Raw genomic sequence first — 20,454 nt, 5'->3', positions numbered from 1 at the left:
TTGACATGGCCGCAAAATATTATTAATATAGTAAATTGTTTAAGGAACGAAAGAATAGAGAGATATCTATACCAATTTGGAGAGATAGGCAAAGGGTGGAATTAAAATGTGTGGAATTGTAGGAGTAACAGGAACGAAGCGCGCAGTTTCGGTATTAATTAATGGCTTACAACGACTAGAATATCGGGGCTATGATTCAGCTGGTATTTACGTGAATGATCAAAATGGTCACGATTACCTCGTAAAGAGAATGGGTCGGATCAAAAATCTTGAAAACGCCTTGACTGATGACATTCAAGGGTCAACAGGAATTGGTCACACTCGTTGGGCAACCCACGGTGTCCCAAGTGAAACAAATGCCCATCCTCAGTATTCTGATGATGATCGTTTTTACTTAGTTCACAATGGTGTGATTGAAAACTTTGAACAATTAAAAGAAGAATATTTAGCCGATGTGACTTTCAAAAGTCAAACAGATACTGAAGTTATTGTTCAATTAGTGGATCGCTTTGTAGTTGACTACAAAATGGAAACCAAGGCTGCCTTTTTAAAGGTATTGCACTTAGTTAGTGATGATTCCTCATATGCATTTGTTTTGATGGACAAACAAACACCAGATACTTTATATGTGGCCAAAAATAAGAGTCCATTGTTAATTGGCGTTGGTAAAAACTTTAATATGGTGGCTTCGGATGCCGTAGCGATGCTAAAGCAAACACATACATTCATGGAATTGCAAGACCGTGAAGTTGTGACAGTCAAGCCACACAGCATTGATATTCAAGACTTTGATGGTAATGAAATGAAGCGTGATACCTTTAAAGTCGACATGGATGCCAGTGCTGCGGATAAGGGTACTTACCCATTTTATATGTTAAAAGAAGTTGATGAACAACCAGCTGTGATGCGCCGGTTAGTCCAAAAGTACCTTGATGAAGATGGGACACCAAACATTAGTAAGGATTTGCTTGATGATATGAAAAAAGCAGATCGTCTCTACATTATTGGTGCTGGTACCAGTTACCATGCTGGGTTAGTTGGTGCTCGCATGTTTGAACGCTTAACGGGTATTCCAACCCAAGTGTTCATTTCATCGGAATTCGCTTATGAACAACCTATTATGTCGAAAAAACCATTCTTCATTTTCCTCACGCAAAGTGGGGAAACGGCTGATAGCCGTGAAGTATTGGTTAATATTAAGAAACAAGGCTGGCCAAGTCTCACAATCACGAACGTACCAAAATCGACCTTATCGCGTGAAGCAAATCATACCGTTTTACTCGATGCTGGCCCTGAAATTGCTGTCGCATCAACAAAGGCGTATACGGCTCAGGTAGTTGTTCAAGCAATTTTAGCTAAGGCCCTTGGCATGGCTATGAATATTGATGAAGCAGCTAATTTTGACCTTAAGCATCAGCTTGGAATTGTTGCAGTCGGGATGCAAGCAATTGTGGATAGCAAAGAAAAGCTAGAATCTGTTGCAGCCCGTTACTTATCAAAACCACGCAATGCATTTTACATTGGTCGGGGAATTGACTGGTCGGTTGCGCTGGAAGCAGCTTTAAAACTCAAAGAAATTTCATATGTTCAAGCTGAAGGATTTGCCTCTGGTGAATTAAAGCATGGAACGATTGCTTTAATCGAAGAGCATACGCCAGTAGTTGGCATTATTACGCAAGACCGCACGGCCGGATTAACCAGAAGCAACCTACAAGAAGTTGTTTCACGAGGTGCTAATGTGTTAACAATTGTGACAAAACATCTTGCACAGCCAGATGATACAATCGTCTTACCAGATGTTGATGCTTTATTGACACCTTTATTAAGTGTTGTGCCAGCCCAACTGCTCGCATATTACACCAGTCTAGGCAAAGGCTTAGATGTTGATAAACCACGTAATTTGGCAAAATCAGTGACTGTTCAATAAAAAAGATAAACCAGTAATGGTTTATCTTTTTTTTCCTGAAAATAGCATTTAATCAAGTGTTATGGCTAATAGTGAAAATAAATTTCAATATTTACGTTGAAATATGAAAACCTTTTCCATATAATGGATGGTATGCTTTAATACGCTTTAAAGTTATTTCAAAGAAGAGAGAAGAGAAATCATGGAATTTGCAATTTTATTACTAGGAATCATCTTATTGTTGGTTCTGATTATCAAGGTTAAATTAAATACGTTTGTTTCCTTGATTGTGACATCAATTTTAGTTGCTTTAGGGTTGGGGATGAACCCAGCCGACATTGCCGATTCGATCAAAAATGGGATTGGTAGTTCACTTGGTGAATTAGCCATCGTCTTTGGTTTTGGCGCAATGATTGGTCGGTTAGTTTCTGACGCCGGTGGTTCGTATCGAATCGCGAGAACTTTGATTGATAAATTCGGTAAGAAACGGCTTCAGTTAGCCATTGTCGTTGCTTCATTTATTATCGGAATGTCACTATTTTTCGAAGTCGGATTGGTTCTCTTAATTCCAATCGTCTTCGCTGTGGCCCTCGAAGCAGAAGTACCATTACTTTATTTGGGGCTTTCAATGGCCGCTGCCTTGTCAGCAACGCAAGGCTTCTTGCCACCACAACCCGCACCAACTGCTGTTTCAACGGCATTAGGTGCTAACATTGGTCAAGTGCTATTAATGGGAATTATTGTTGCAATTCCCTGTGTGATTGTGGCGGGACCTTTGTTCACTAAATTAGCACAATGGTATGCTCCAGACGCTTTTGTAGTTAAAAAGTCATTGCCTGCATTTGGGGAAGTTAAACAATACGATCTTGACGAAACACCAAGTTTTGGTCTTTCAGCTTTAACTTCATTATTCCCAGTTATTTTTATGGCCTTAACTACCATTTATCAATTGGTATTTGAAGGTGGTAAAACACCGAAGAATCCCCATGGTTTTGATGCTTTTATGGCAATGATTGGTAACCCAATGATTGCCATGGTAATTGCATTACTCTTTGCAATGTGGTCAATGGGAATTCATCGCAAAAAGAGCATGAAAGATGTTGGTAAGACGCTTGAAAATGCAATGAAATCAATTGCGATGCTTCTGATGGTTATTGGTGGTGGATCAGCGTTCAAACAAGTTTTAATTGATGGCGGTGTCGGTCATGCCGTTCAAGAACTAATGGTTCACGCCCACATGTCACCAATCATTTTAGGCTGGTTGATTGCGGTTTTATTGCGGGTATCACTCGGATCCGCAACAGTTGCTGGAATGACAGCTGCAGGATTAGTTACACCATTAATGCACACAATTGGGGCAGATCCTGTCATGATGGCCCTTGCCATCGGTGCCGGCTCATTGGCTGCATCACATGTTAACGATGCTGGTTTCTGGATGTTCCAAGAATATTTTGATTTGAGTGTTAAACAAACGCTTGAAATCTGGACTGTTCTAGAAACCATAATTTCGGTAGTCGGACTCTTGATGGTCTTATTACTGAATGGTATTTTACATTAAATTTAATAAATTAAATTGATTAAAAGACAAAGAAAATTTCTTTGTCTTTTTTATTGACCCCAAATAAATGATTCGTTATAATTGGACTATACCAATACAAGCGGGAGGATTATTATGAAAATTAAGGTTGTGAAAGATGAAATTGCAGGCGGTAAGGAAGGCCTACGAGTATTCGAAGAAGCTAAACAAAACGGAGCCAATGTTTTTGGCCTAGCGACCGGTTCAACACCGGTTACAACCTATAATGAGATTGTACAAAGTAATTTAGACTTTACAGATAGCATTTCAATTAATTTAGATGAATATGTCGGCTTAGGACCAGATCATCCACAAAGCTATCGCTATTTTATGCAAACACATTTATTTAATCAAAAACCATTTAAGCAATCATACGTGCCTGACGGCTTAAACAAAGATCCGCAGACAGTTAGCAAAGAATACGAGCAACTGATTCAAGAACACCCAATTGATTTACAGTTACTAGGATTAGGACGTAACGGTCACATTGGCTTTAATGAACCAGGAACTGCACTTGATGCCAAGACGCATCAAGTGACCTTAACGCAGTCCACTATTGATGCTAATGCTCGTTTTTTTGAGAATGAAAACGAAGTGCCTCGCTATGCTTATTCAATGGGAATCGGCACAATTATGCAGGCCAAAGAAATTTTAATTGAGGCTTATGGTGAAAATAAAGCCCACGCAGTAGCACAAATGGTGGAAGGACCTGTGACAACTGACTGTCCTGCTAGCGTTTTACAACAGCATCCCAATGTGACGGTTGTGCTTGATCAGGCGGCTGCCAGTCAATTAACCAAGAAATATTAAAAAAAGTAGAATTTTATATTGACAGCGCTTACATTTAGCACTATTATAATATTCGTAAGGTATTTAAGTATTTACCTTCTAATCAATTCTCTTTCTCTCTTATGCCAAACCACTGCGGAAACAGTGGTTTTTTATTTTGCTTTCAATTTCAAAATCCAGTAGAATAGATGTTATCAGTTCAAGGGAGATCAAGTAATGGCACAGCATGAAGTTTTAGATTTAATTGAAGAAATCACTAGAAATGATGGCACTAAATATTTTGAGATTGGAAATATGGTTCAAAATGGTCGCGCTGAACTGGCAGCTGAACGAGGCTTTATTAAAGAAGTTCGCATTTTACAATTAAACATTCCTCATTCTCAAAGTGTTGGTAAGTACGAAAACTATATTAACGAAAACTATATGATGCAAGGCGAAGATATGGATCATTGGGACGAATGGAAAAAAACACCCGCCATGCAAGAACTTATCCAAAAGATTATGAAAGAAAATCATATTGGATAAAAATACAAAAAAGTCTTTACAGACGAGCGCGTTATATGGTATAAATAATATTGTTGATTTTTAAATATTGCCCCGTAGTTCAGTGGTAGAATAGTTGACTGTTAATCAAAGGGTCGTAGGTTCGAATCCTACCGGGGCAGCTACTAACATCCTCAATTGTGAGGATGTTTTTTTTGTGCAGTTATTTAATCACGATGGACTTTTTGTGCTGTGGTGCTTAACCGCAAGTAGGCAAATGTATGAAAGATGATGCCCATCAACAAGGCCAACGCACCCAAAACAATCGAAAACGGCGTAATCAGTAATGCAATTGTATAGATGATCACACTTCTAATTGGATCGCCCTTAATAATTTGATGGAGATGGGTATGGTTTAACGGATCATGGCGAAAATCTGGATGATGATTAACGTACCAATATAAAAGTTCAAAAGAGGCTGAAATTAATAAAGCGACAAAATCATAGATAATAAAAGCGACTTTCATATCTGGAATGCTGGCACTGGCAATTGCTGAAGCCACCAAGTTGGTGGGGTAATCAACGAGGGTAATCGTAAACAGCACGATGAGATTAATCACGTTCAGGTTGCGATTGATTTTTTTAAGGGTGTCGAAATAATCATGATGAAAGAGCCACAAGGTTCCCACATACAAAAAAGAAACGATGTATGCAGCGAAAATGGGCCATTGTTTGATAACGGCATCGAGTAGGTGATCATGCTGGTAACTGGGGACGTGAAATTCCAGGACTAAAATGGTAATTAAAATGGCAAAAACGCCATCACTAAAAGCTTGCAGACGATCTGGTTTCATAGTTAACCTCATCTTTTATGTTTTTCTTAATTATAGTGGCTCGATAAAGGGAAGACAAACAGAACAAACCGGTTAAGTTTCTACAAAGGAACGGCTATTTTACTATTAGAAACAGTACAATTGACGTATAATGAAATGTGTTAAAAGTGTTTTTTGAAACGACGATTAGGGGGAGTCTGGCATGCAGCCAGAATTTGTAGCGAGTCAAATGGCAAGCAAACGATTTATTACGGGATTGGATGGGCTAAGAACCCTCGCAGTGCTTGGGGTGATCGTGTATCATTTATTGCCAGCCACTTTACAAGGTGGTTATTTAGGTGTCCCTATCTTTTTAGTGATCACAGGATATTTAATTACGAGCCATTTAATTAAAGAATGGCAACAATCCGGTACAGTTAAATTTGGCCGCTTTTATTGGAAGCGATTGACGCGTCTGTCGCCAGTTTTGGTGACCATGCTCATTGCGACCACGGCTTATATTACAGTTTTTCAACGAGGTTTATTACATAATATTCGGGCAACCATTTGGACCAATCTTGTTTATGTTTACAATTGGTGGGAAATTGGTCACGGTGAGTCATATTTTGATCGCTTTAGTGGTGAGTCGCCATTTACTCATTTGTGGACTTTGGGAGTGGAAGCTCAATTTTATTTGATTATTCCAGTCCTGATTGTGGTGTTATTTGGTTTAATCAGTAAAAAATCAATTATTGCATGGCTGTTTTTGTTATTGTCAGTTGTGTCAGCTATTTTGATGGCAGTGTTTTATAATCCTGAAAATATTAACCGCGTTTACTATGGTACGGATACACGGATCTTTGCCATTTTCTTAGGCTCATTTCTGGCGGTTATTTGGCCCGCAAATAAACTGAGAGCCAATATTAATACTAATGCTGTTAGAACTCTCGATGGCATTGGTATCATCAGCATTATCATTATTTTGATTTCGTATTTTAAAATGTCAGGGCAATCACCAGTGACTTACTATGGTGGCATGTATGGTTTTAGTCTAATGGCAATGTTACTAGTAGCAGCGATTGTTCACCCAGGTGCGCACGTTAACAGCTGGTTTACGAATCCTGTGTTCAAATGGGTTGGTCAACGATCGTATGGCATTTACGTTTATCAGTATCCGGTGTTAGTTTTTTATGAGTCACAAGTTAAAAATATTGCTAATCATCCCGTACTGAATGCACTAGCCGAGTTAGTGATTATCTTGGTTATCAGCGAATTGTCATATCGCTTTATTGAACAACCGTTGTTGCATTATAACTGGCGTAATTTGGGTCAAACGGTTAAGAGCTGGTTTGATTTTTCTAGTGGTTGGTACCAGTGGCTGGCGATTGTTCCCGGAGTTGTCTTAATTGCAGTTGCTTCTGTGGGCTTGATTCAGCAGCCGGCCAAAGCAACGCCTAACAAATTACAGGCCCAAATTTCACAAAAAGCCAAACAAACCAAAAAACATAATGAAGCCATTAAAAGTGGTAAAGCAGCAGTCACAAAACAGGATGCTAAATCATTACCAACTAAATATGCATTAACGAGTGCTGAAATCAGCAAAGCAAAACAAATTAATGCAACCGCCATTGGTGACTCTGTGCTAGTAGATGGATCGCAAGATTTACAAGCTGTAATGCCAAAAACCTATGTTTCGGCGGCTGTCGGTCGACAAATTTGGCAAGCACCAGATATTATTCATGGCCTAGCGGCTAAGGGGCAACTTGAACATACTGTGATTTTAAATCTCGGTACTAATGGTGCCTTAAGTCAAGATTCTGTCGATAAAGTCTTGCAAGCCATTGGCCCAGGACATGAAATCTACTGGATTACAGCCCATGTACCAACGAAAAATTGGCAAAAACCAGTCAATGATATGATTCATAAGACAGATAACAAACATAAAAACGTTCATGTGATTGATTGGTACTCATACAGCTCAGGTCATCCTGAATGGTTCTCTAAAGACAGCGTGCACCCTAACGACCAAGGAAATGCTCAATTTGTTCATTTGATCGTTAAAACAGTGTTAAGTAACCAATAACTTCGAGAATCATTATAAATATGTTATTGTAGTGTCAAGCCAAAGGAGGCATTAATTATAATGGGAAATCGTAAAATTGATTTTGATGTTCAACCAATGACGTTTAAAAAAATTTTGGTGGCAGTAGACGAAGATGATTCAAGTTCATCACAAAAAGCATTTAATTATGCTGTCACATTAGCTCATTCATATTCAGTGCCACTGGGTGTCGTAACAGTTTTGGAAACAAGAGACCTCAGTATTTATGATAGTTTACAACCAGAAGTCTTAGAACAGCGCCGTGACGCGATGGCACAAGCAGTTGACGTATACGTCAAAAAGGCTACTGATTTTGGGGTAGCCGAAGTCAGCGGTTTTATCGGTGAAGGAAAGCCAGGGAAAGAAATTGTGGCAAACACAATCCCTGATTTCAAGCCAGATCTACTAGTTTGCGGCTCAGAAACAACAGAAAAGAACAGTATTTTCATCGGCTCACAAGCAAGCTACATGGCACAGAATGCACCTTGTTCTGTGATTGTGGTTAGATAAAACAAGAGTGCGCAGAGCGACGGGTTGCTTCTGAGGATTAACGTGATATTAGTGAAATCCCAGGTTTTGGGATTTTGCTAATATCGGGTTAACCGGAAGAAGCAGTCGCTCGGAGCACGTTTCAGCAATAAAAAAACAACCCAAAAAAATCCGAAGTCAAGGGCCACCACAGCCAAGAACTCCGGATTTTATTTAATTAAGCTCCTGCCCATCAATCACAACTTTTTTAAAATGCTTATTAGTCTGATTTTTAGCAGGTGGTAACTGCCGATAATCCCCATACAACTGGGTCAAAAGTAAATCATAACGCCGAGGAATATTGACATTATAATGTTCAAATTCGACTGAAATTAGATCAGTCATGTCACTAACAGCCATAATTTCTTTTTCATATTTATATTGAGAAGCTAAATTTTTAACCTCAGTATGGTCAGATGAATTGAATTGTTGTAAGACGTCGTCTCGTTTCCGTTTCAATTGACGAACCTGGTTGTACTGATTAACAGTCAAGGGTTTGAACATATCATTTAAGGGGCTATCGATAAGATGGTAACCGAGCCGCAACAGGATTGAACTATCGTAGAATTTTAGTTTGGTGATTTGAGAGGTGCGTTCAGAAGCTGCTGCTGGAATACCATCTAAAGGGAAAATATCCATGAAAATTCCTTTTTTTGCTTGATTAACATTATTGAATTCTTCAATTTCTGTATCCAAATCCAATAATTTTGCATAGCTCAAACCATAGTCTTTATCAGTGAATGGTGTTTGTAAAAAGTAGGAAGTGTGCCCTAAGGTTACCGGTGCCAATTTTAAAAATTGATTATAGTCTGCGCGTGGCATACCAACGTCTAAGTCGTCATCCCAAGGGATAAAACCATGATGACGCACGGCCCCCAACATCGATCCACCTATTAAAAAATAGGTCAGATGAAATTGACGACACAAACTAATGAAGATATCTAACAAATTTAATTCAGTTTTATGAATAGGTTCAAGATTCATGTTTAATTAAGGCCCCTAAAGATTAACGGATTGACATAATGTCGAAAATGATGCATATTACATTAAGAGAATTTGATTTAAATTTTGACGCAATTATCAATTTGAGGAGTGAACAATATGGCTTCAGAAGATTTACTTAATAAGGCAATTGAACTATATATGTCGACTTTGAAGTCTTTAGATAGTTTTATTTCTGAACCAGCTGCCAAATATCACCTATCCTTTGAACAATACCTTATTTTGCATGATGTGGCAACACAAAAAAAGGTAATGCTCATGGATATTGCGGATAGACGAGCAGTGACGAGAAGTGCAATTTCAAGACAAATTAAGGTTTTGCTTAAGCATAAATATGTTTATCAACGGGCAGATCCTCATGATCGTCGTCGTTTATTTTTACACCTCACTCAGGTTGGTCGACAGGTTGAAAGTGAAATCAGCAAGAATGTCACAGAACGCTTTGCCGGCTGGGTTGATGTGTTTGGCGAAGATAAGGCGCAAGAAATTCTAAACTTTATTGAAGATTTTGATCGCAAAATTGTCCAAAAACGTGAACAAGAAAAATAGACGATGACTTATGTCAGCGTCTTTTTTTTGTAGTATGATAGTTGAAAATGGATAAGTGAGGGAATGTACATGATTAAAATGGTGGCCTTAGATTTGGATGGTACGCTGCTAACTAGCGATAAAAAGATTAGTGCCAGAAATGAGGCAACACTTAAACAATTAGGACAACAGGGCGTTAAAGTAGTGCTATGTACAGGCAGACCGATTAATGCAATTTGGCCCTATATTGAGCAATTGGGATTAGTAGGAGCCGAGGACTATACAATTACGTTTAATGGTGCCTTAGTCATTCAAAATCCAGATAAAGTCGTTTTGGCAAAACAAGGAATGCCAAAACAGCAACTTGAACTATTGCACAATTTTGCGGACCAGCATGAATTGCCGATGGACGTGCTGGACTTTAAAGCTGTCTATCCGATGACAGATCTACGTCCTTCCATTTATCAGCAAATGTTAAATGCGAAGATTGATTTCTTGCCCACAAGTTTTTCTGAATTGGCCAACCAGGACTACACCAAAGCGGTGATGGCCAGTCAGCCTGAAGTTTTGGATGACGCGTTTTCACAATTAACACAACAAATGACTGACCAGTACCACATTGTTCGCTCACAACCAAAAATACTTGAGTTTTTGGATGCTAAGATGGATAAAGCGGTGGGCTTAGAGGCGCTCTTAGCTCACTATGGCTGGACATTTGATAATCTGATGACATTCGGGGATGCTGAAAACGACCTCGGCATGTTGAAAGCCGCCAAGGTGGGTGTCGTGATGGACAATGGTCAAGATGATATTAAAGCTGCCGGAACAGATGTAACCTTGACCAATGACCAAGACGGTGTGGCAGACTTTGTTGAACGATATTTTAAATTATAATCCTTAGGAGGAATCACAAATGGCAATTAAAGATAAGGTAGTCGTAATTACAGGTGCTTCAAGTGGAATTGGTGCAGCAACCGCTAAATTATTGGCAAGTAAAGGCGCCAAGGTGGTCATCGGTGCCAGACGTGAAGATCGGCTTGAAAAACTTGCAGCTGAAATTCAGGAACAAAACGGTGAAGTTGCTTATCAAGTTACCGACGTTACTGATCAAAAGCAGGTAGCTGCGCTGGTTAACTTAGCCGTCCAAAAATTTGGTCAGTTAGATGTGGTTTATAACAACGCCGGTTTAATGCCTATTTCTGAATTGCATCTATTAAAAGTAGATGAATGGGACCGCATGATTGATGTTAATATCAAGGGCGTTTTATATGGAATTGCTGCAGCATTACCAATTATGCGTGACCAAAAGCATGGTCAAATTATTGCCACAGATTCCGTGGCGGGTCACATTGTTCACCCTAACACAGCAGTTTATGCTGGAACCAAGTTTGCGGTGCGAACAATTATGGAAGGACTCCGTCAAGAAGAGTCCAAAAATAACATTCGTTCAATGATTGTCTCGCCAGGGGCAGTGGAAACAGAATTATATTCGACAATCACTGATCCGAAAACACGGGAAAACACCTATAACAATGAACGTAGTTACGGTCTCAAGGATATCGATATTGCTAATGCAGTCGTTTACGCGATTGATCAACCAGATTCGGTTAATATCAATGAAATTCTCCTGCGACCAACGCCACAAGAACTATAGAAAAAACGCTCAAGATTTTAAAATCCTGAGCGTTTTTGTTTGTCATGAGCATGATCTAACAGATCATCTACGAGCAATGATTTACTAATTTCGGTTGAATCCATCGCATTTTTATTGGTTAAAAATGTTTGCATATCTTTCATTTCTAATAGAGTTTGGTAATAGTCATCCGTCGTTTTAACAAATCTACTGAATTTAGCTAATTCATTTTGTTTCATGGATCGGGAAATGTTAAAATGATCATTCTTTTCGGTGACTAGCTCTGGTAGTTCACCAATGGTCGCTAAAAAAGTGGTCATAAATAGCATTTCATTAACCGAAATACGAGCCATTGAAAGAGATAAACGAACGTTATCTGAACCTTTGTTCATGTGAACTTGATGTTGATAATGATCAAAGTCAGCTGTAATTTCGTTAATCAGTGCCTTAGCCCTTTTGATAATAACCTCATTTTGTATCACAATAATTCCCCCACCTATTGTACATAATTATACCAGTGGAGGTTTATATAGCAATGTTTTTGCCGTTAACATAAACCTTATACTTTGATTAACTATTTCGTCTTATATTACAAAGAAAACAAAAGACGCGAAAAAAGATAACTATCTGTTACTTAATTGTAATATTGGTCAGGTATTGTAGTTAGCGTTGATGTAAACAAAATGATTTTTACAAAAAGGATGGTTTTTAATTTATGAGTTTAAAGAGTAAGATTGTTAAGATTTCTGCTGCTACTTTAGGTGCCGTTGCTTTTGGTACTGTTGTTTCAGCTACTAATGCAAGCGCTGATGAAATTTATACTGTTCAAGCAGGCGACACACTTTCAGGTATTTCATACAAGTATGCTAACGATCTTAGCATGGTCGACACATTAGCTCAAAAGAACAACATTGCTGACAAGAACTTAATCGTTGTTGGTCAAAAATTAATCATCAAAGATGATGGTGAAATTCGTCCAGCTACTAAAGAAGAAGTTCAAAACACACCAGCTGCTAACCAAAGTTCTTCAGCAGCACAAAGCTCAAACACTAGCTCAAGTGCTTCATCAAGCAACGGCTACACAAGTTCAGCTTCAGGTAGCGAAGCCGCTGCTAAAGCTTGGATTGCTGGTCGCGAATCTGGTGGTTCATACACAGCTTCAAATGGCGCTTACTATGGTAAGTATCAATTGACTCGTAGCTACTTAAATGGTGACTACTCAGCTGCTAACCAAGAACGCGTTGCTGACAACTACGTTGCTAGCCGTTATGGTTCATGGACAAATGCCCAAGCACACTGGATGTCAAATGGCTGGTACTAAAATTTAATTGTAAATGATAAAAAGTTGGTTACCCGATCATGGTTAATCAACTTTTTTAGTTTAGTTGCGAATTGCTGTTATTCATTAGTTTGCGAGCGCCGGTTCAAGTACCCAGCCGTTGTCCAGCAATTGGTGATATTTTTTACCAATTGGAATCCATAGTTTGGCACTGAGAATGCTAGTTAATGAGTCCCAGAATAGTGGATCTTGCTTTTCATTAGCAGAGAGATTAATTTTTAAAAATTCACCATTTTCAGATTTTGCAATGACGTAAGGATAAAATACCTTAACGATTTGTGCTGCAATAATGTTTTTAATTTTTTGATCTTGATCTAATAACATGTTCACCACTCCTTTTGTGAGTATCTATAGATTAGTCTAAAGATGTGAATAAACAATGACTATTTTAATGAATTTCATTTTTAAATGATTAAGAAATTGTTATGACAAGATACAATATTTGTTTGGATCAAGTGTTTCAAAAGGAGCTTGTTTAGTGATTTAAAGGCGTTTGCGTTGGTTTTCAGTGATCAATATGATACTATAGTTATTGGAATTACGGGGATGTTTATGGATTCGACAGGTATAGGTCGCGTTTTGACTGCGCTTCGAAGGTTGCGACTTCGTAAAAACGCTCAGTTTAATTATAACTGCAAAAAATAATAACAATTCTTACGCTTTAGCTGCTTAATAACCAGCGAGTGTAGATCCAGCCGGGTTTGTTCACGGCTCGTTACTGGGTCCTAAATTTAGTGAACTTACGCTGTGAGCTTCAGTCAGGAGCAATCAGAAGAGACTAATCGGACTAGCTAGTTTTGAAAGCCCTGATCGGCGGCGTTAAAATTGGCGAAACTTAAATAGTCGAGATATGAGCGTAGAGGTTGGAATGGCGATATGCTTGGACAGGGGTTCGACTCCCCTCATCTCCATTATGAATCAGAGTGTGAAAAAAGTCGGGTAGTTTCTGAGGATTAACATCCTTAAACAGTAAATCCCGCACTTGGATTTGCTGTTTAAGGATGTTAACCGGAAGAAACTGACTTTTTTCACCGATCTAGTCTATTAAGGTATTAATGAAAGGATTCTGGGAGCTTTACCCAGGATCTTTTTATTTGCAGTCAAATAATATCAATAATTCTTCATAATTTAATCAAACAAAATCTAAATTGAACCAGTAGAATAGAATCTGCCTTGAATACGTTCGTAGTATCTAAAAAGCCAAAAAAGCTTTATACTATAACTCAAATAGTTCATTTATGGGAGGGTAAGCTTTAATGAAACTTTTAATGGTAGAAGATAATAAATCAGTTTGCGAAATGATGGCCATGTTCTTTAAAAAAGAGGCCTGGGATGCTGAATTTGCCTATGATGGTGAACAGGCTGTCGAAACATTCAAAGAAGACGCTGACAGTTGGGATATCGTAACGTTGGATTTGAACTTACCAAAGATGGATGGAATGCAGGTGGCAGCGGAATTACGTCGCTTGTCACCAACTGTTCCGATTATCATGCTGACAGCACGTGATTCTGAAAGTGACCAAGTGTTGGGCCTAGAAATGGGTGCTGATGACTATGTCACAAAACCATTCAGTCCAATTACACTAATTGCGCGAATTAAGGCACTTCATCGTCGAAGTGAATTAAATACGATTGGATCAGATGTTGTTGACGAAGACAGCAAAGACTTTGATGTTGTGACTGATCATTTTAAATTAAATAGTAAAACACGCGAAGTTTATTTAAATAGTGAACCAATTAAAGGCTTAACGCCTAAAGAATTTGATTTATTAAAAACGTTAGCGCAAAAACCACGGCAGGTTTTTTCGCGTGAACAGTTATTACAATTGGTATGGGATTATGAATATTACGGTGACGAACGAACCGTTGACGCTCATATTAAAAAGTTACGCCAAAAGATTGAAAAGGTTGGCCCACAAGTTGTGCAAACAGTTTGGGGTGTCGGCTATAAATTTGATGATAGTGGAGCTAATGAATGAAATTAATTTATCGACAAATGTTAGGCTTTTTTGCAGTTATCTTGACACTGATTGTGGTGTTAGGAGTACTGTTTATTAACGTGACCAGTCGAATGCTCTACACAAACACTTGGAAACAGTTGCAAAATTATGCGGATAGTTTAGTTGAAGATTCAATGCGCTATGACGCGGCAACCAAACAATTTGAAGGCTTTACTACTGTGCCGCTGCAAAATAACGCCAAGCTATTAGAACGGCAAAATGTGCATTTTACGATCTACAGTAAGGAAAATAATCTGATTTACCCCAATACAAATTACACTTCGAAAATCACGGCCGCTGATTGGAAGAAGCTCAAGGCGGGGAAAACGGTTCATAAGATGATGGAGCGACCGGAAAAGATTAACGATGCAGATAAGGCCAAACAAAGTTCGCAACAAAAGGGTGACAAGCCATTAATGACAGATGTTATTCGGCCTTATTTTTATAAGGGCAAGTTAGTGGCGGTCGTTTCAATTGGAACATTTGTGTCCGATATTCAAGAAAATATGCAGCAAATTCGCGAAAATTTGTGGATTGCTTTTATTGTGTCTAGTTTAATTGCATTACTGCTTAGTTATATCATCGCACGGTCAAGTATCAGACGAATTGATAAGATGAGTCGCGCAACGCATCAAATTTCGCAAGGAAACTACGATGTGCATATTGACGATAAGGGCCGGGATGAATTAAGTGATTTGTCAAAAGACTTTAATAAGATGACGGCAGCCTTGCAGGAATCGCAAGATGAAATTAAACGTCAAGAAGAACGGCGTCGCCAATTCATGGCAGATGCCGCTCATGAAATGCGTACACCGCTAACGACGATTAACGGATTACTTGAGGGCTTAGCCTACGATGCCATTCCGGAAGAGGATAAAGAAAACAGCATTAAGTTAATGCAAAATGATACGAAACGCTTAATTCGACTGGTTAATGATAACTTAGATTATGAAAAGATCAGAACCAATCAAATCTCGATGTCTCGTAAAGTGTTTGACGCCGCTGAAGTATTGCGTAATTTAACCGAGCAATTGGAGAAAAAAGCTGACATGCAAGAAGACAAGATTGTCTTAGACGTGGAACAACCTTTGATGACCTATGCTGACTACGATCGCTTTGTCCAAATTATGTTTAACATTATTCAAAATTCCATTCAATTCACAGAACACGGGACAATTACTGTTGCCGGTGAAAAGACGCAAACGGGAAGCCAATTCTCGATTAGCGACACTGGTATTGGAATGAATAAGGAACAACTGAAAAATATTTGGGAACGGTTCTACAAAGCTGATCGTTCACGGATGAATACTAAGTTTGGTGAATCTGGACTGGGCTTAGCAATTGTTCATCAATTAGTTGATTTACATGGTGGCAAAATTGATGTCCAAAGTACCGAAGGAAAGGGTACTAAGTTCACTATTTTCTTCCCTGATCGAGATCATGCATCTCATCAATCAGTTGATGAAAAAAAGCCAAAAGACTAGTTTGAAATGGCCTTTTGGCTTTTTGTGTGCCCAGACAAACCACTATAGTTACGCAAAATGGTATCGTTGGTTTAACATTTCGTAGTATATTGTTACTAAGCAAATTGAAGATTAATTGACAATTGGTATATGTCATAATTGTGACTATTTTCACGCTTATTTGCTTTATATTACAAGGAATTTGGAACAAATTACCATTTTAATCTGATTTTCGGTATAATGTTAATTGTGAGAAAAAAGTTTCAGGGTATTGACGAAACTTAGACAAAAAGATTGAAAAGAGGAAATTGACACATGGCACATATTTCGTTTGATAGTTCAAACCTATCAAGTTTCATCCACGATAATGAGTTAGGTGAAATGCAAGCAATGGTGAACGCTGCTGATGAACAATTAAGAAGTGGTTCAGGAGCAGGCTCTGATTATATCGATTGGCTACATTTACCAAGTGATTATGACGTTGACGAATTTAGTCGTATTAAAGCAGTTGCTAAAAAAATTCGTTCAGATTCAAAGGTTCTAGTGGTGATTGGAATTGGTGGCTCTTATTTAGGTGCTCGTGCCGCCATTGACTTTTTGAATGGTGCCTTCTATCAAGCACAAAGTGTTGATGATGACACACCCGTCATTTTATTTGCAGGAAACTCAATTAGTTCTTCTTACGTGCATGACTTGATTCAAATTATTGGTGATCGTGATTTTTCTGTTAACGTGATTTCTAAATCAGGAACGACGACAGAACCATCAATTGCCTTTCGAATTTTCAAAGAATTATTGATTAAAAAATATGGCGAACAAGGTGCGAATGAACGCATCTATGCTACAACGGACCGTCAAAAAGGTGCGTTGAAAACTGAAGCTGATGCCAGCAAATACGAAACATTCGTCATTCCGGATGGTGTCGGAGGCCGTTACTCAGTCCTAACAGCTGTTGGTTTATTACCAATTGCTGCTTCTGGTGCAGACATTGATCAATTGATGAAAGGCGCACAAGCAGCTGAGCATGATTACGATAGTGCTGACTTAGATAAAAACGAAGCCTATCAATATGCAGCTTATCGTAATATTTTATACCGCAAAGGCTTTACAACTGAGTTATTAGAAAACTACGAACCAACTATGGCCATGTTTGCTGAATGGTGGAAACAACTTGCTGGTGAATCAGAAGGAAAAGATCAAAAGGGTATTTACCCATCATCAGCTAACTTCTCAACAGATTTACATTCATTGGGTCAATATATTCAAGAAGGTCGTCGTAACTTGATGGAGACAGTGGTGAAGGTTGCAGAACCTAAATTTGATGTTACCATTCCAAGCGAAGATTCTAATTTAGATGGGCTTGAATATTTACAAGGCAAGACAATGGATTTTGTGAACACAAAGGCCTATCAAGCTGTTGTGTTAGCTCATGTGGATGGCGGCGTGCCAGTGATGACCGTCAATATTCCAAAACAAGATGAATTTACATTAGGTTATTTAATCTACTTCTTTGAAGTTGCAATCGCAGTTTCTGGTTACCTAAATGGCATTAATCCATTTAATCAACCAGGAGTTGAAGCTTACAAGCAAAATATGTTTGGTTTATTAGGCAAGCCTGGTTATGAAGAAATTGGGGATAGCCTTAAAAGTCGGTTGGATTAATTTATAAGATTAAGTTGAAAAAAGCGACCACTAAGAATGAGTTCTTAATGATCGCTTTTTTGGAAGGATGGTAATGATGAACGGGTTTATTGGTGAATTATTGGGCACATGTGTGCTAATGGTATTGGGGAACGGTCTGGGAGCCGGACTAAATCTTAAAAAGACATACGGCAATGAACAATCAAATAATTGGTTCTTTGTGTCATTTCTTTGGGGAATGGCGGTTACGATGGGTGTTTATGTGGCGGGGATGTTTGGTTCACTAGGCCACTTAAATCCAGCTGTCACAATTGGTTTTGCCTGCTTTGGTCTGTTTCCTTGGTCGCATGTGTTGCCATATTTGTTAGGGCAGTTTATCGGTGCCTTTTTAGGTGCAGCCATTGTGATCTTACAATTTTATCCACATTTCAAGGAAACCCCATCTGAAGCAGATGGTAATTCCGTGGGTATTTTTGCAACCATGCCAGCTATTAAAAACAATGTGTTTAATTTCATCAGTGAAGTGATTGCCACATTCTTCTTTATTCTGATTCTGCTTAATCTTGGTGATTTTTCTAAAGGGTTAAAACCATTTGTCGTTGGGCTAGTTATTTTTGCGATTGGTGCAGGTTTGGGAACGACGACTGGATTTGCCTTGAACCCAGCTCGTGATTGGTCACCACGTTTAGCTTACACGATTCTGCCAGTTCCACATAAAGCTAGTGCCCATTGGGAGTACGCTTGGGTACCAATGGTAGGCCCAATCGTGGGTGCCATTCTAGCCACAGCTTTGGAAGTTGTGATTAGTTGACGACTAAAGATAAATTAATTGTAGCTAAAAAACAATTACAGGTTAAATTAGCGGTATGGCTCATTACTACCGTTAGTTTTTATGTGATTCAGTATTTTTTCACAACGGCCATTTTGAAATACATTGCCTGGCTTTGTTCAGCGTATTGTTTGATTTTATTTTGCCTACTACTCAGATTACAGTGGCTCATTGTTAAGAGTCATGATGAATAGGAGCGATTATGAAGCAAGTCTTAATTATTAACGGTTACGATCCACAACCGGGTGCTAATGGTGAATTAACGCAATTTTTAGTGAATCAGTACGGAAAAACATTTAAAGAGCACGACTGGCAGGTGAGTTTCAGTCAGAGTAGTCACTACGAGATTGAAACCGAACAGGCCAAAATTAATAAGGCTGACTTAATTGTTTTTCAGTTTCCGGTGTATTGGTATGCGGTGCCGGCTAATTTGAAAAAGTACATTGATGATGTCTTCACTATGGACTTCGCTTATGAAGCAACCTTGAAGTATGCGGATGGACCATTGTTAACTGGAAAGCGGTTTTTCTGTTCCACAACATGGGGTGCACCTGCTTCGGCGTTTGAGCAAAATGAATTTTTGGCGGGATTGACCGTTAAGGATTTATTGTTGCCAATCGAATTGACGATGAAGTTTTGCGGAATTCAACAGATGATTGATCCAGTGAACTTTTTTGAAGTTGGGGCACTTAGTGAGGATGATTATCAAAAGAAAATTGCATCGGTCATTGACCAAATTGAGAAATAATAAAGCTGTGTTTAAATAACAGTGATCGTCTGTCATCAATGACTGAATAGTAGTGGCCGCTTTCAACGAACCCAGCTATGGGTGCCCCTGGGCCTGTGTTTCCAAACTGATGAATTCAGTAATGATGTTGGCAAGCGTACTCAGTTGCGTATACCGTTGACATTCAGAACGCTGCGTGGGAAGCGTGTCAATTCTATACCCATGGTGATGCTGCACACACGTGGTCTTCAGGTGATTTACCTGAGCCAAATACGTGTCGAAGCGAGTCAATCTTTGGCTTTCCACAACTTCATTCATCAATTTCTATTTGCCACCACTTTCTGTTTATTTCTTGCTAGAGATACCCTACACCGTTTCCGGCCAAAAAGTGATTTCATTTGTATACCATTGATGTTGCAATTATTAAAAATTAATTGTGTGGCTTCAAGACCTTGCATCCTGATAAAGTCGTGTAACTAAAATCGGATTAAAAGCTAAATTCAAGGAAATTTTTACATGAATGATGTATAATGACCTTCGCGTGTTATTCAGATCTACGGTGTTCCAGCTAATTTGAATTTACCAGATACAATTGCTGGTGCCGGCGATCATGATGACCAACATGTCACACTACTGACCGTTGTCGGTAAGACTGTCAAAAGCAAGGAGAAATAAGATGCCATTAATGCGAATCGATATGATTAAAGGTCGCGACAAAGAAGAAATTAAAAAAATCTTGGATATTTCTTATAAAGTTGCAACTGATGAACTGCACTTATTGCCACGTGATCGCTACCAGGTTGTGACACAGCATGAACCAGAAGAAATGGTCTTCTGGGATGTGGGTTTAGGGCTAGAACGAACGGATAACATTTTGCTATTCAGTTTGACATCCAGCCCCCGTGAACAAATTGATAAAGAGCACTTCTATGCTAATTTAGTTAAAGCTTTGCATGAAGGAATCGGAATTTCACCCTCTGATGTCATGATTAATATCACCAGCAACACCAAGGCTGATTGGAGCTTTGGCAATGGCGAAGCGCAATTTTTGAACGGTAAGCTGAATTAAAGTGGTGTTAATTTTGGTTCTATACTTT

General features: G+C 38.8%; 21 protein-coding genes, 1 tRNA gene and 1 other RNA gene. 19 read left to right on the top strand and 4 right to left on the bottom strand.

What is annotated here, in order from left to right; genetic code table 11:
• The first annotated feature begins 106 nt into the window (after window positions 1–106).
• The 5 genes from glmS to ACYVQZ_RS05765 all read left to right on the top strand — a co-directional run bounded on the left by glmS (window position 107) and on the right by ACYVQZ_RS05765 (window position 4,936).
• Window positions 107–1,927 carry a glutamine--fructose-6-phosphate transaminase (isomerizing) gene (gene glmS / locus ACYVQZ_RS05785; protein WP_461240455.1) on the top strand — a complete coding sequence of 607 codons (1,821 nt, stop codon included), beginning with the start codon at window positions 107–109 and terminating at the stop codon, window positions 1,925–1,927.
• Window positions 1,928–2,108: 181 nt separating this feature from the next.
• Window positions 2,109–3,464 (top strand): gluconate:H+ symporter, encoded by a 1,356-nt coding sequence (locus tag ACYVQZ_RS05780; protein WP_461240454.1) that lies wholly within the window; start codon window positions 2,109–2,111, stop codon window positions 3,462–3,464.
• A gap of 114 nt (window positions 3,465–3,578) precedes the next feature.
• The gene (gene nagB, locus ACYVQZ_RS05775; RefSeq protein ID WP_461240453.1) at window positions 3,579–4,292 is read left to right on the top strand and encodes a glucosamine-6-phosphate deaminase; all 714 of its coding nucleotides are present in this window, start codon (window positions 3,579–3,581) and stop codon (window positions 4,290–4,292) included.
• Window positions 4,293–4,487: 195 nt separating this feature from the next.
• Window positions 4,488–4,796: a hypothetical protein gene (locus ACYVQZ_RS05770; RefSeq protein WP_461240452.1), complete on the top strand. Its 309-nt coding sequence runs from the start codon at window positions 4,488–4,490 to the stop codon at window positions 4,794–4,796.
• Between the two features lie 68 nt (window positions 4,797–4,864).
• Window positions 4,865–4,936 (top strand) — tRNA-Asn (locus tag ACYVQZ_RS05765).
• 45 nt (window positions 4,937–4,981) lie between these two features.
• On the opposite strand, the gene ACYVQZ_RS05760 is transcribed toward ACYVQZ_RS05765, so the two are convergent.
• Window positions 4,982–5,608 (bottom strand): TMEM175 family protein, encoded by a 627-nt coding sequence (locus ACYVQZ_RS05760; protein WP_461240451.1) that lies wholly within the window; start codon window positions 5,606–5,608, stop codon window positions 4,982–4,984.
• A gap of 181 nt (window positions 5,609–5,789) precedes the next feature.
• On the opposite strand from ACYVQZ_RS05760, the gene ACYVQZ_RS05755 reads away from it, so the two are divergent.
• Window positions 5,790–7,649, top strand: a complete 1,860-nt coding sequence (locus ACYVQZ_RS05755) for an acyltransferase family protein (protein WP_461240450.1) — start codon at window positions 5,790–5,792, stop codon at window positions 7,647–7,649.
• 60 nt (window positions 7,650–7,709) lie between these two features.
• Window positions 7,710–8,177 (top strand): universal stress protein, encoded by a 468-nt coding sequence (locus ACYVQZ_RS05750; protein WP_461240449.1) that lies wholly within the window; start codon window positions 7,710–7,712, stop codon window positions 8,175–8,177.
• 192 nt (window positions 8,178–8,369) lie between these two features.
• Here ACYVQZ_RS05750 and ACYVQZ_RS05745 read toward each other — a convergent pair whose 3' ends face one another.
• The gene (locus tag ACYVQZ_RS05745; RefSeq protein ID WP_461240448.1) at window positions 8,370–9,179 is read right to left on the bottom strand and encodes a LicD family protein; all 810 of its coding nucleotides are present in this window, start codon (window positions 9,177–9,179) and stop codon (window positions 8,370–8,372) included.
• Between the two features lie 117 nt (window positions 9,180–9,296).
• On the opposite strand from ACYVQZ_RS05745, the gene ACYVQZ_RS05740 reads away from it, so the two are divergent.
• From ACYVQZ_RS05740 to ACYVQZ_RS05730, 3 genes are all read left to right on the top strand, one after another.
• On the top strand, window positions 9,297–9,746 hold the full coding sequence (locus ACYVQZ_RS05740; RefSeq protein WP_461240447.1) for a MarR family winged helix-turn-helix transcriptional regulator: 450 nt from the start codon (window positions 9,297–9,299) through the stop codon (window positions 9,744–9,746).
• A 69-nt stretch (window positions 9,747–9,815) separates the two neighbouring features.
• The gene (locus ACYVQZ_RS05735) at window positions 9,816–10,619 is read left to right on the top strand and encodes a Cof-type HAD-IIB family hydrolase (RefSeq protein ID WP_461240446.1); all 804 of its coding nucleotides are present in this window, start codon (window positions 9,816–9,818) and stop codon (window positions 10,617–10,619) included.
• A 19-nt stretch (window positions 10,620–10,638) separates the two neighbouring features.
• Window positions 10,639–11,379 carry an SDR family oxidoreductase gene (locus ACYVQZ_RS05730; RefSeq protein ID WP_461240445.1) on the top strand — a complete coding sequence of 247 codons (741 nt, stop codon included), beginning with the start codon at window positions 10,639–10,641 and terminating at the stop codon, window positions 11,377–11,379.
• A gap of 17 nt (window positions 11,380–11,396) precedes the next feature.
• Here the strand turns inward: ACYVQZ_RS05730 and ACYVQZ_RS05725 are convergent, their stop codons facing one another.
• On the bottom strand, window positions 11,397–11,840 hold the full coding sequence (locus tag ACYVQZ_RS05725) for a hypothetical protein (protein ID WP_461240444.1): 444 nt from the start codon (window positions 11,838–11,840) through the stop codon (window positions 11,397–11,399).
• Window positions 11,841–12,073: 233 nt separating this feature from the next.
• On the opposite strand from ACYVQZ_RS05725, the gene apf reads away from it, so the two are divergent.
• The gene (gene apf / locus ACYVQZ_RS05720) at window positions 12,074–12,679 is read left to right on the top strand and encodes an aggregation-promoting factor (RefSeq protein ID WP_461240443.1); all 606 of its coding nucleotides are present in this window, start codon (window positions 12,074–12,076) and stop codon (window positions 12,677–12,679) included.
• An 84-nt stretch (window positions 12,680–12,763) separates the two neighbouring features.
• Here the strand turns inward: apf and ACYVQZ_RS05715 are convergent, their stop codons facing one another.
• A complete protein-coding gene (locus ACYVQZ_RS05715) occupies window positions 12,764–13,021 on the bottom strand; it encodes a hypothetical protein (RefSeq protein WP_461240442.1) in 258 nt (85 codons plus the stop codon).
• 218 nt (window positions 13,022–13,239) lie between these two features.
• Between ACYVQZ_RS05715 and ssrA the strand changes: the two genes are divergently transcribed.
• From ssrA to ACYVQZ_RS05675, 8 genes are all read left to right on the top strand, one after another.
• Window positions 13,240–13,611: a transfer-messenger RNA gene (ssrA, locus tag ACYVQZ_RS05710) on the top strand.
• Window positions 13,612–13,953: 342 nt separating this feature from the next.
• A complete protein-coding gene (locus ACYVQZ_RS05705) occupies window positions 13,954–14,676 on the top strand; it encodes a response regulator transcription factor (RefSeq protein WP_461240441.1) in 723 nt (240 codons plus the stop codon).
• Window positions 14,673–16,181: an ATP-binding protein gene (locus ACYVQZ_RS05700; protein ID WP_461240440.1), complete on the top strand. Its 1,509-nt coding sequence runs from the start codon at window positions 14,673–14,675 to the stop codon at window positions 16,179–16,181. The genes ACYVQZ_RS05705 and ACYVQZ_RS05700 overlap by 4 nt, the downstream gene beginning before the upstream one ends.
• A gap of 294 nt (window positions 16,182–16,475) precedes the next feature.
• The gene (locus ACYVQZ_RS05695; RefSeq protein WP_461240439.1) at window positions 16,476–17,822 is read left to right on the top strand and encodes a glucose-6-phosphate isomerase; all 1,347 of its coding nucleotides are present in this window, start codon (window positions 16,476–16,478) and stop codon (window positions 17,820–17,822) included.
• 76 nt (window positions 17,823–17,898) lie between these two features.
• The gene (locus ACYVQZ_RS05690; protein ID WP_461240484.1) at window positions 17,899–18,612 is read left to right on the top strand and encodes an MIP/aquaporin family protein; all 714 of its coding nucleotides are present in this window, start codon (window positions 17,899–17,901) and stop codon (window positions 18,610–18,612) included.
• A complete protein-coding gene (locus tag ACYVQZ_RS05685; protein ID WP_461240438.1) occupies window positions 18,609–18,824 on the top strand; it encodes a hypothetical protein in 216 nt (71 codons plus the stop codon). The genes ACYVQZ_RS05690 and ACYVQZ_RS05685 overlap by 4 nt, the downstream gene beginning before the upstream one ends.
• An 8-nt stretch (window positions 18,825–18,832) precedes the next feature.
• Window positions 18,833–19,378 carry an NAD(P)H-dependent oxidoreductase gene (locus tag ACYVQZ_RS05680; RefSeq protein WP_461240437.1) on the top strand — a complete coding sequence of 182 codons (546 nt, stop codon included), beginning with the start codon at window positions 18,833–18,835 and terminating at the stop codon, window positions 19,376–19,378.
• A gap of 655 nt (window positions 19,379–20,033) precedes the next feature.
• Window positions 20,034–20,426 carry a tautomerase family protein gene (locus ACYVQZ_RS05675; RefSeq protein ID WP_461240436.1) on the top strand — a complete coding sequence of 131 codons (393 nt, stop codon included), beginning with the start codon at window positions 20,034–20,036 and terminating at the stop codon, window positions 20,424–20,426.
• The last annotated feature ends 28 nt before the right edge of the window (window positions 20,427–20,454 follow it).

The sequence above is a fragment of the Paucilactobacillus salsurae genome, assembly GCF_054784995.1.
The sequence above is the reverse complement of the archived record's forward strand: the minus strand, read 5'-3'. Positions and strand labels throughout refer to the sequence as shown.